Origin of the sequence: Fusobacterium necrogenes (assembly GCF_900450765.1) — a bacterium.
GTDB lineage: Bacteria > Fusobacteriota > Fusobacteriia > Fusobacteriales > Fusobacteriaceae > Fusobacterium_A > Fusobacterium_A necrogenes.
In genome coordinates, this window is sequence record NZ_UGGU01000004.1 from 1 (window position 1) to 11,431 (window position 11,431).

Genomic DNA, 11,431 nt, shown 5'->3' on the forward strand with positions numbered 1-11,431 from the left:
TCACCTCCTCTCATCTCTGTTGTAATTCCTTTTTGTAGATTTTTCAGCAACATATTTCATCAACTCCTTATAATTTATTTGCCCTAAACGAGCATTGTTGCTTATATTTATATTATATCAAATTGATTTTTCGATTTTTTTGACCCCTATTTTTTTAACTTTTGGATTCCCTTTTCTCTTCTCTCTCTCAGCTCTTAAAATCCGTTTTAAACTCTTTTAATTTAAAAAAAGGCTTTTTATACTAGCTTATTGCTCTGCTCTAATTTTTTGTTTTCTATTTTAAAAACCTCATGAAAAAATCGTGTCAATAGACTTTTTTATATTTTTATGTATATACATATATAACTAAATTAATCTACTTTATTTTTGTTTTATTCTATGTTGTATCACTTTTTACAGATTTTTTCCAATGCAGCAAGAAAAATTTTTTAATCTATGCTATTTTAATATAGAAAATATGGCTCTATTTAGCTTTCTATTTTTTTATTTGACTTATTACTCGCCTATACTCTTTAAAACCTCTAATTTCGCTCTATATTGATAATACGTCGCATTTTCAATCATAAAATATTACTTTTATTTTTTCTCTTGGGGTACGTTATATATAGATAGACGTTGTGTAGTTCTCTTCTCTCCTCTTCCTCGTGATACGTGCTTAGCTCATTGCTCTACTTTTCTCTTATAGCTCTTATAATTCCTTATTTCATAAAGTGTACGTTAAGAACCTAGAATTATTTCTATATAATTTTTATGTTAAGCAGCACTCTTGATGAAGAGAGAAGAAAAGGAAACCCCTATATTTCTTTTCTTACGTATTACCATATCTCTATAGATTTATATTAAGAATTTTTACAAAAAATAAAAAAGCAGGAGAGCCTGCCAGAGCTCCCCACATAAACATTAATAAACGTTTTTAGATAACATTAAAAATAAAGTTATCATAACTAGAAAAAATATAAGCTTTCTCACTTGTCCACCTCCTTTCTCGAAGTGTTAAGTTAAGAAAGAAGAGCAATTTAATTATATCATTGAAGTTTCTAAAAATCTATGCTATAATTAAATTAACTAGAAGAATATAAGTAAAAAAGAGCAAAAAGAGAGGTATGCCAGTATCTCTCTTTTTAATTTACCTTTTAAATAAAAAAGAGTGGAACTGCTCTGCTCCCCTTTATTTTTAAGAATGGAGAGAAGAGAAATTTTTCTCCTCTGCTCCTCTAGTTTTAAATTTCTTTAAGTTCTTTCTTATATTTGAAATATGTATTTCTATTTATTTTTAATATCTCTATAACCTCAATATCTTTAAGACTTCCCCCAAAACTCTTAGAAAGCTTTTTAATTTTTTCTTTCATTTCCTTAGCTTTTTTTGTTTCTATCTTTGAGCCTTCTTTTCTTCCTAATACAACTCCCTCAGCTTTTTTTATTCTTAGTGCTTCACTTGTCCTTACTCTCAAGTCTAATACTTCTTTTTCAGACTGTTGAAAAGCTTTCTCTATTTGCTCCTCTGCTATTACTCTCAATACTTCCTCAATGGCACTAAGTAAAATATCTGTTATTCTATTTCCTGTCTTTTGTATCTGTTGATTTTTAGCTCTATCATAAACCTCTGTATCTATGTATCTCTCTTTTAAAAATATAAGATTTATTCCCTTTTTATATAGCTCAAAATACTCTTGTACTCCCTCTTCTGCATTTCTACTCATTCTACTAACAGAATCAAATATTAATGTATCTCCACTTTTTAATTTTTTCTTTAAACTCTGATATACTTTTCTATCTGTTTCAGTACCCGTATAAACCTCTGTAAATATATCTATTTTAATATCATTTTCTTTTTCATACTTTTTCATATTATCAATTTGACGTTGTAAACTCTGGCGTTTAGTAGAAATTCTGCAATAACCATAAATCATTATTATCAACTCCTTAAAAATAGTACCATTTTAAACGTTCGTTTATTTTCTTACTATTAGTATATATCATATGTTTTAAGAAGTCAATAATTTTTAATACTTTTTTTAATACGTTTATTTTAATACTATTTTAAATGAAATTTAACTTTTAATATAAAATCTTTAAACCTAGCAAATAGACTTATAAATATTCTCACTTTATCAACTCCCATATTCTATAGATTTTTTCTAGCTCTGCTTTCGTTTCAAAATACTCTCTTTCTCCAATCTCTCCTCTATCATATAGTTTTAATAATTTTCTTAAATCTCTCTTATAACTCTTCATTCTAAATCACTCTCCTATTAATTAATCTCTATATACCATTCTACATTTTAGGTGTAAAATAGTTCTCACTATATATACTTAATTTTTGAGGTATTTTGTTACATATTTTTTAATTTTTTTTTAAATGGAGAAAAGAGAGAGAAGAGAGAAAAAACATAAAAAAAGAGGTATACTCTAATACCTCTAACCCTTTAAAAACCTCATATAAACGATTTTACGAGATCATTTATTTTGTAGTTTTTTATATTAAGTTGTATTTTTTATTTTTTCTCATACTTCTCTAAAAATTCATAAATAGCAAAATTCAACATCTGTATTTTAGAATAATTTTTATACTCTAAACATAAATTATTAAATCTATCTAGCAACCCTTTATTTATTCTCATAGAAGTAACATAAGTGTCTAAATCTAATAACTCTTTTGGTATCATTATATTATTTTCTACCATTTTTTTCACATCTAAAATACTATCGATATTATCTAAAAGAAAAATAAATTTGTTAGCAATTTCTTTGTTTTCTAGTTTTTCTTTAATTAATATAAATGTATTTTCATGTAGTTCTATATTTTTTGTATTATCTTGTATCTCTTTTGTAGTTTTTTCTTTTTCCACTCTCTCAATGTTCTCTTGCTGTTGCTCTCTTGGCTCTCCTTCACTATCAAATAAAGGAACATCAATATACTCTTCTACTCCATTTTTATACTCTAATAACTCCAGTTCCTCTGGTGTAAAATAACTAAAATAAGTATCTAAAAATTTATCTAAAGCCGCTTTTCTAAAAAATATTGTATTTTCTTCTTTTTTCCTAGTAACAATATTTTTCAAAGTATCAGCTCCAAATTTTTCTAGAGCTGCTTTAATTAATACTATCTTATTATCATCTTTCATTATTCCACCTCACTACAAATATATTAAACTGTATTTAATTTCCAAAATACTTTTATATTATATTGTAGTTATATTATATCACTAGATAAAAAAAGAGAAAAGATTTTTATTTCTCTTTTCTCCTATAAAAAAGTAGTCATTAATTACGTTCCTTAATTAATTGCTCTAATAATTCAATTTTCTTTTGTATTACTATATTTCTAACATCACTCTTTAACTCGTCATCTGTAAAATTAAATTCATATTTTTTTAATTCCTTATTATAACCTCCAAAACCATTCTTAGCTCTAAACGAATGCGAAATATAATATTTATTACCACTCTTATGATAATGTACATAATCTAATCTATAGCTTTCTGGTTCTCTTAAATCATCTTTTATTAATAAATAACAAAATTCATTAAAAAATTTATCAATTCTTTCTTTTTCTAATTTTTTTTCTTTCTCTAACCTTTCCATCTCCAATCTTTCTTTTCTCTCTTGTTTTTTTCTCTCTAATTCTTCTTTCTCCTTCCTAGTCTCATCAATAATTAAATTCCATTCCTCTAATTCTTTTTGTGCTTTAACTCTAATTTTAGAATTATCACTTTCTTTTTTCTCTTCCAAATATTTTATTTTTCCATTTGCTAACTCTTTAAAACTTTCAAACTCATTTATAATCCATCTTTCTGCAATAGATTTTTTCTCTTCTTTACTAGTAATATGAATATTTTCAAAACATCCAAACAAAAAATAACTCAAACACAATATAAACAATATTTTCTTCAAAAAATTTCACCCACTTAATTTTACTTATTTTAAATCCAATTAAAGTATAGCTTTACTTTTCTATTTTTTCAATATATTTCTTAAAACTACTTGACTTTTAGCTCAAAAAATCTAGAATGAACTTTGAAGATTCTCTAAGAAAGCTAGACTTTTCCCCTATATAAGCTATTTAAAAAAAATCTAAATAGCTCTAAGGGGTATGGCTCAATCTAAATGAACTCAGTTAGTTCTCTTAAGTCTCAGCCTCTTCTCTTACTTTACTTTGTGTAAATCCGTACTTATTCCCCCATACGTTCGCCCTCATCTGCCTGTATTCAGATTTAAAGAGGTATAAAAGAAGTCCCGAATAGAATAACCACCAAACCGTTATATATCCGTCGTTCTCACGTCGCAACAATTCCTACCAACCAATCTATTTATAATTGCTTGGACTGCTTAGTGCCTAGCAGCTACTTATTAAATAATAAGTAAATTTTATAATTATATAATTACAGGATTTTTTGAGTTATCTTAACTCCACTAGCTCAATGCTTTAATTTTAATAAATAAAAAAGGACTGTAATGTTATCCAGTCCTACAATTCCAATTTTTATATTTAACTTTAAGTTCAGCTCTTGACAACTTGTTTATAATCTGCTAAACTCTATGTATAAATAAAAAACAACGGCTAATTGTTAGTGGCATAACATTTAGTTGTATAGGCTCTTTAAATGGTGGCACATTTAGAGAGCTGTTTTTTTATTCTCTTGTTTTGATGATACCTCATTTTTTGATATTTAGCAAGTATTTTTTTTATTTTCTTTTCTCCATTTACTTTTAGTTCTCTATCTCTAATGTTAGTAGCTCTTAGTATTTTAGCTTATTCTCTCCCTCTTCTCTCCCTTATGGTGTTTCTCTAATTTTTTCTTTCTCTCTCTTGCTGCTTGGTGTTATTTCTCTTCTCTCCTATTTCTTTTTTATCTCTCTTTATTAGAACTAATTTTATCTTATCTTTTCTATTTAAAAAAGCTCTCAAACCATTTAAAATTCTAAGTTTAAGAGCCTTATTTTTATAAAATTACATATGTTATTTTTTGATTTTAGGCACTTTATAAGTGCTTAAAACTCTCATTTTTTATACTTGTAGTGTCATTCTCAAGTAAATTATTAATAAGACTTTTCAGTTCTGCAACTAGCAAAATTAAATCTTTTTTAGTTACAAACTCTATATTAGTTCTATTTCTCACAACTCTTAAAAAGCTTTTATGGCTCTTCTGAGGTGCTAGACTATCAAATATTACTTGAGATATTCTGCTAGTCAATATTAGCTCTTTATTTTCAATATAGAACGTATAGAAGTCTTGCTCTTTGTATCTATCAACTATGTAAGTGAAATAACTCTCCTCAACCTCTGAAAAGTGTTTTAAGCTCTTAGATAATAAGCAGCTTATCTCTCTCAGCTTTGAACTGATTATATTCTCATCAGTTCTCTTGCTCTTCTTTATATTCAAAAATCTAAACTCCAAACGTGTGTTCGCTGCTCTGTTCTTATCCTTACAATTATAACAAGTAATCTCAATGTCTTTAGCTCTAAACTTAATATTTTTAATATCTTTTTTATTTCTAGTATTTAATACTTCTTTAGCTCCAAGCTCTTTCGCTAAGCACTCCAGCAGCATTAACATTATATTTTTTATATTCTCCGATTCTAAATAACTATCAAATGCTATATCCAATCTAATTATACTTTTCTTACAATCCAACCCTAATCTTGTTTCAAGTTCTCTAATAGCAGCTAAACTCTCTTTGATATTAGTTAAATATTGCCCTCTATTTGAGTAATAATAGTGAGATGGCTTAAATGGTATCTTTGTAGTTTTTCTGTAAGTATGTCTAACTTGCTCAGATAATATACTATATTCTGCACTCATATAGCTATTATATTGCTTTAAATCTAGCTCTTTACTATACTCTTTTTCTATTGTGTCTACTCCACAAGTGTTAAATATCATGTCTTATCACTTCCTTTCAATTAAATTTTCTCTTGATTTTTGGTAAGTGATAAGATATACTTTAAACAACCACGATTAAGATATATCTTATCACTTTTCTAAAATTCTCTATTAACTGCTAATTAATAGAGTTTTTTATTTTTTAGGCTGCAAATTCAATATTATATAACTCTTTCAGCTCTTTAGCTCTCTTATCAAACTCTTTATCTAAATTAAGATATAAGCACTTATCTAAACGTCTTGAACTAGCTTTTAATAATAGCAGCACTTCTCCATCTTTTCCTCTTGGTGTAAATATTTCTCCCTCAAATTCTTTTTCTCTAATCAGATTTTGAAAATCTAAAGAGCAATAAAACATTACATCAGCTTTTGACTTCTTTAAACTCTGCATTAAATCTCTATGTTCGCTATTCTCTTTATTGTTGCAATATTCTAAATTCCATAAACGATTATCATATTTCAATGAGTTCTTATGATTTATTTGATTATAACTTGAGTTCGTGTTTCTTAAAAAGCAATTAGCTACTGCAATATGAGTGTTTATCTGTTTCTTATACTCTCCATTTATCTCTACTCTATCATCAAATTTGATTCTCAAATAGCTATCTCTATTTTTCTCATTCTGAACCATAAAATAGAACTTATCAGCCACTTTCTGCATGACTTCTCCAAGTCCATTTATATAGTACTTAGTGCCTTTAAATTGTCTAAAGCTCACTAATTCTCTAGCTATCTCTATATCTCCCTTACTTGCTAATATTAAATTAGTTATAATGTCATTTTGATTTTTTCTTATCTCACCTCCTCTCATCTCTGTTGTAATTCCTTTTTGTAGATTTTTCAGCAACATATTTCATCAACTCCTTATAATTTATTTGCCCTAAACGAGCATTGTTGCTTATATTTATATTATATCAAATTGATTTTTCGATTTTTTTGACCCCTATTTTTTTAACTTTTGGATTCCCTTTTCTCTTCTCTCTCTCAGCTCTTAAAATCCGTTTTAAACTCTTTTAATTTAAAAAAAGGCTTTTTATACTAGCTTATTGCTCTGCTCTAATTTTTTGTTTTCTATTTTAAAAACCTCATGAAAAAATCGTGTCAATAGACTTTTTTATATTTTTATGTATATACATATATAACTAAATTAATCTACTTTATTTTTGTTTTATTCTATGTTGTATCACTTTTTACAGATTTTTTCCAATGCAGCAAGAAAAATTTTTTAATCTATGCTATTTTAATATAGAAAATATGGCTCTATTTAGCTTTCTATTTTTTTATTTGACTTATTACTCGCCTATACTCTTTAAAACCTCTAATTTCGCTCTATATTGATAATACGTCGCATTTTCAATCATAAAATATTACTTTTATTTTTTCTCTTGGGGTACGTTATATATAGATAGACGTTGTGTAGTTCTCTTCTCTCCTCTTCCTCGTGATACGTGCTTAGCTCATTGCTCTACTTTTCTCTTATAGCTCTTATAATTCCTTATTTCATAAAGTGTACGTTAAGAACCTAGAATTATTTCTATATAATTTTTATGTTAAGCAGCACTCTTGATGAAGAGAGAAGAAAAGGAAACCCCTATATTTCTTTTCTTACGTATTACCATATCTCTATAGATTTATATTAAGAATTTTTACAAAAAATAAAAAAGCAGGAGAGCCTGCCAGAGCTCCCCCACATAAAACATTAATAAACGTTTTTAGATAACATTAAAAATAAAGTTATCATAACTAGAAAAAATATAAGCTTTCTCACTTGTCCACCTCCTTTCTCGAAGTGTTAAGTTAAGAAAGAAGAGCAATTTAATTATATCATTGAAGTTTCTAAAAATCTATGCTATAATTAAATTAACTAGAAGAATATAAGTAAAAAAGAGCAAAAAGAGAGGTATGCCAGTATCTCTCTTTTTAATTTACCTTTTAAATAAAAAAGAGTGGAACTGCTCTGCTCCCCTTTATTTTTAAGAATGGAGAGAAGAGAAATTTTTCTCCTCTGCTCCTCTAGTTTTAAATTTCTTTAAGTTCTTTCTTATATTTGAAATATGTATTTCTATTTATTTTTAATATCTCTATAACCTCAATATCTTTAAGACTTCCCCCAAAACTCTTAGAAAGCTTTTTAATTTTTTCTTTCATTTCCTTAGCTTTTTTTGTTTCTATCTTTGAGCCTTCTTTTCTTCCTAATACAACTCCCTCAGCTTTTTTTATTCTTAGTGCTTCACTTGTCCTTACTCTCAAGTCTAATACTTCTTTTTCAGACTGTTGAAAAGCTTTCTCTATTTGCTCCTCTGCTATTACTCTCAATACTTCCTCAATGGCACTAAGTAAAATATCTGTTATTCTATTTCCTGTCTTTTGTATCTGTTGATTTTTAGCTCTATCATAAACCTCTGTATCTATGTATCTCTCTTTTAAAAATATAAGATTTATTCCCTTTTTATATAGCTCAAAATACTCTTGTACTCCCTCTTCTGCATTTCTACTCATTCTACTAACAGAATCAAATATTAATGTATCTCCACTTTTTAATTTTTTCTTTAAACTCTGATATACTTTTCTATCTGTTTCAGTACCCGTATAAACCTCTGTAAATATATCTATTTTAATATCATTTTCTTTTTCATACTTTTTCATATTATCAATTTGACGTTGTAAACTCTGGCGTTTAGTAGAAATTCTGCAATAACCATAAATCATTATTATCAACTCCTTAAAAATAGTACCATTTTAAACGTTCGTTTATTTTCTTACTATTAGTATATATCATATGTTTTAAGAAGTCAATAATTTTTAATACTTTTTTTAATACGTTTATTTTAATACTATTTTAAATGAAATTTAACTTTTAATATAAAATCTTTAAACCTAGCAAATAGACTTATAAATATTCTCACTTTATCAACTCCCATATTCTATAGATTTTTTCTAGCTCTGCTTTCGTTTCAAAATACTCTCTTTCTCCAATCTCTCCTCTATCATATAGTTTTAATAATTTTCTTAAATCTCTCTTATAACTCTTCATTCTAAATCACTCTCCTATTAATTAATCTCTATATACCATTCTACATTTTAGGTGTAAAATAGTTCTCACTATATATACTTAATTTTTGAGGTATTTTGTTACATATTTTTTAATTTTTTTTAAATGGAGAAAAGAGAGAGAAGAGAGAAAAAACATAAAAAAAGAGGTATACTCTAATACCTCTAACCCTTTAAAAACCTCATATAAACGATTTTACGAGATCATTTATTTTGTAGTTTTTTATATTAAGTTGTATTTTTTATTTTTCTCATACTTCTCTAAAAATTCATAAATAGCAAAATTCAACATCTGTATTTTAGAATAATTTTTATACTCTAAACATAAATTATTAAATCTATCTAGCAACCCTTTATTTATTCTCATAGAAGTAACATAAGTGTCTAAATCTAATAACTCTTTTGGTATCATTATATTATTTTCTACCATTTTTTTCACATCTAAAATACTATCGATATTATCTAAAAGAAAAATAAATTTGTTAGCAATTTCTTTGTTTTCTAGTTTTTCTTTAATTAATATAAATGTATTTTCATGTAGTTCTATATTTTTTGTATTATCTTGTATCTCTTTTGTAGTTTTTTTCTTTTTCCACTCTCTCAATGTTCTCTTGCTGTTGCTCTCTTGGCTCTCCTTCACTATCAAATAAAGGAACATCAATATACTCTTCTACTCCATTTTTATACTCTAATAACTCCAGTTCCTCTGGTGTAAAATAACTAAAATAAGTATCTAAAAATTTATCTAAAGCCGCTTTTCTAAAAAATATTGTATTTTCTTCTTTTTTCCTAGTAACAATATTTTTCAAAGTATCAGCTCCAAATTTTTCTAGAGCTGCTTTAATTAATACTATCTTATTATCATCTTTCATTATTCCACCTCACTACAAATATATTAAACTGTATTTAATTTCCAAAATACTTTTATATTATATTGTAGTTATATTATATCACTAGATAAAAAAAGAGAAAAGATTTTTATTTCTCTTTTCTCCTATAAAAAAGTAGTCATTAATTACGTTCCTTAATTAATTGCTCTAATAATTCAATTTTCTTTTGTATTACTATATTTCTAACATCACTCTTTAACTCGTCATCTGTAAAATTAAATTCATATTTTTTTAATTCCTTATTATAACCTCCAAAACCATTCTTAGCTCTAAACGAATGCGAAATATAATATTTATTACCACTCTTATGATAATGTACATAATCTAATCTATAGCTTTCTGGTTCTCTTAAATCATCTTTTATTAATAAATAACAAAATTCATTAAAAAATTTATCAATTCTTTCTTTTTCTAATTTTTTTTCTTTCTCTAACCTTTCCATCTCCAATCTTTCTTTTCTCTCTTGTTTTTTTCTCTCTAATTCTTCTTTCTCCTTCCTAGTCTCATCAATAATTAAATTCCATTCCTCTAATTCTTTTTGTGCTTTAACTCTAATTTTAGAATTATCACTTTCTTTTTTCTCTTCCAAATATTTTATTTTTCCATTTGCTAACTCTTTAAAACTTTCAAACTCATTTATAATCCATCTTTCTGCAATAGATTTTTTCTCTTCTTTACTAGTAATATGAATATTTTTCAAAACATCCAAACAAAAAATAACTCAAACACAATATAAACAATATTTTCTTCAAAAAATTTCACCCACTTAATTTTACTTATTTTAAATCCAATTAAAGTATAGCTTTACTTTTCTATTTTTTCAATATATTTCTTAAAACTACTTGACTTTTAGCTCAAAAAATCTAGAATGAACTTTTGAAGATTCTCTAAGAAAGCTAGACTTTTCCCCTATATAAGCTATTTAAAAAAATCTAATAGCTCTAAGGGGTATGGCTCAATCTAAATGAACTCAGTTAGTTCTCTTAAGTCTCAGCCTCTTCTCTTACTTTACTTTGTGTAAATCCGTACTTATTCCCCCATACGTTCGCCCTCATCTGCCTGTATTCAGATTTAAAGAGGTATAAAAGAAGTCCCGAATAGAATAACCACCAAACCGTTATATATCCGTCGTTCTCACGTCGCAACAATTCCTACCAACCAATCTATTTATAATTGCTTGGACTGCTTAGTGCCTAGCAGCTACTTATTAAATAATAAGTAAATTTTATAATTATATAATTACAGATTTTTTGAGTTATCTTAACTCCACTAGCTCAATGCTTTAATTTTAATAAATAAAAAAGGACTGTAATGTTATCCAGTCCTACAATTCCAATTTTTATATTTAACTTTAAGTTAGCTCTTGACAACTTGTTTATAATCTGCTAAACTCTATGTATAAATAAAAAACAACGGCTAATTGTTAGTGGCATAACATTTAGTTGTATAGGCTCTTTAAATGGTGGCACATTTAGAGAGCTGTTTTTTTTATTCTCTTGTTTTGATGATACCTCATTTTTTGATATTTAGCAAGTATTTTTTTTATTTTCTTTTCTCCATTTACTTTTAGTTCTCTATCTCTAATGTTAGTAGCTCTTAGTATTT

At 26.5% G+C, this 11,431-nt stretch carries 11 protein-coding genes; all 11 read right to left on the reverse strand.

The genetic code is table 11. The annotated features are described in order from the left end of the window. Positions 1-1,220: 1,220 nt before the first annotated feature. The 11 genes from DYA59_RS09355 to DYA59_RS09395 all read right to left on the reverse strand — a co-directional run bounded on the left by DYA59_RS09355 (position 1,221) and on the right by DYA59_RS09395 (position 10,526). Positions 1,221-1,910 (reverse strand): recombinase family protein, encoded by a 690-nt coding sequence (locus tag DYA59_RS09355; protein WP_115271555.1) that lies wholly within the window; start codon positions 1,908-1,910, stop codon positions 1,221-1,223. Between the two features lie 193 nt (positions 1,911-2,103). Continuing rightward, positions 2,104-2,235 carry a hypothetical protein gene (locus tag DYA59_RS09620; protein WP_281268952.1) on the reverse strand — a complete coding sequence of 44 codons (132 nt, stop codon included), beginning with the start codon at positions 2,233-2,235 and terminating at the stop codon, positions 2,104-2,106. A 260-nt stretch (positions 2,236-2,495) separates the two neighbouring features. After that, complete coding sequence (locus DYA59_RS09360) at positions 2,496-3,125, reverse strand: hypothetical protein (RefSeq protein WP_115271557.1); 630 nt, start codon at positions 3,123-3,125, stop codon at positions 2,496-2,498. Positions 3,126-3,264: 139 nt separating this feature from the next. Further along, the gene (locus DYA59_RS09365) at positions 3,265-3,894 is read right to left on the reverse strand and encodes a hypothetical protein (RefSeq protein ID WP_147280960.1); all 630 of its coding nucleotides are present in this window, start codon (positions 3,892-3,894) and stop codon (positions 3,265-3,267) included. A 1,088-nt stretch (positions 3,895-4,982) separates the two neighbouring features. After that, complete coding sequence (locus DYA59_RS09370) at positions 4,983-5,885, reverse strand: hypothetical protein (protein ID WP_115271560.1); 903 nt, start codon at positions 5,883-5,885, stop codon at positions 4,983-4,985. 142 nt (positions 5,886-6,027) lie between these two features. Continuing rightward, complete coding sequence (locus DYA59_RS09375) at positions 6,028-6,735, reverse strand: hypothetical protein (RefSeq protein WP_115271562.1); 708 nt, start codon at positions 6,733-6,735, stop codon at positions 6,028-6,030. Between the two features lie 1,169 nt (positions 6,736-7,904). After that, a complete protein-coding gene (locus DYA59_RS09380) occupies positions 7,905-8,594 on the reverse strand; it encodes a recombinase family protein (protein ID WP_115271555.1) in 690 nt (229 codons plus the stop codon). Positions 8,595-8,787: 193 nt separating this feature from the next. Next, complete coding sequence (locus DYA59_RS09625) at positions 8,788-8,919, reverse strand: hypothetical protein (RefSeq protein ID WP_281268952.1); 132 nt, start codon at positions 8,917-8,919, stop codon at positions 8,788-8,790. Between the two features lie 240 nt (positions 8,920-9,159). Further along, on the reverse strand, positions 9,160-9,540 hold the full coding sequence (locus DYA59_RS09385; RefSeq protein WP_115271564.1) for a hypothetical protein: 381 nt from the start codon (positions 9,538-9,540) through the stop codon (positions 9,160-9,162). Beyond that, positions 9,494-9,808, reverse strand: coding sequence for a hypothetical protein (locus tag DYA59_RS09390; RefSeq protein ID WP_115271566.1), 315 nt, complete (start codon positions 9,806-9,808; stop codon positions 9,494-9,496). Before DYA59_RS09390 ends, DYA59_RS09385 begins: the two co-directional genes overlap by 47 nt. 139 nt (positions 9,809-9,947) lie before the next feature. Beyond that, positions 9,948-10,526, reverse strand: a complete 579-nt coding sequence (locus DYA59_RS09395; RefSeq protein WP_172606994.1) for a hypothetical protein — start codon at positions 10,524-10,526, stop codon at positions 9,948-9,950. Between the last annotated feature and the right edge of the window lie 905 nt (positions 10,527-11,431).

Excerpts from the sequence above, each read along its gene's own strand:
- DYA59_RS09625 (WP_281268952.1), bottom strand. The coding sequence starts at position 8,919 with ATGAAGAGTTATAAGAGAGATTTAAGAAAATTATTAAAACTATATGAT.
- DYA59_RS09620 (WP_281268952.1), bottom strand. The coding sequence starts at position 2,235 with ATGAAGAGTTATAAGAGAGATTTAAGAAAATTATTAAAACTATATGAT.
- DYA59_RS09390 (WP_115271566.1), bottom strand. The coding sequence starts at position 9,808 with ATGAAAGATGATAATAAGATAGTATTAATTAAAGCAGCTCTAGAAAAA.
- DYA59_RS09375 (WP_115271562.1), bottom strand. The coding sequence starts at position 6,735 with ATGTTGCTGAAAAATCTACAAAAAGGAATTACAACAGAGATGAGAGGA.
- DYA59_RS09360 (WP_115271557.1), bottom strand. The coding sequence starts at position 3,125 with ATGAAAGATGATAATAAGATAGTATTAATTAAAGCAGCTCTAGAAAAA.
- DYA59_RS09355 (WP_115271555.1), bottom strand. The coding sequence starts at position 1,910 with ATGATTTATGGTTATTGCAGAATTTCTACTAAACGCCAGAGTTTACAA.
- DYA59_RS09380 (WP_115271555.1), bottom strand. The coding sequence starts at position 8,594 with ATGATTTATGGTTATTGCAGAATTTCTACTAAACGCCAGAGTTTACAA.
- DYA59_RS09370 (WP_115271560.1), bottom strand. The coding sequence starts at position 5,885 with ATGATATTTAACACTTGTGGAGTAGACACAATAGAAAAAGAGTATAGT.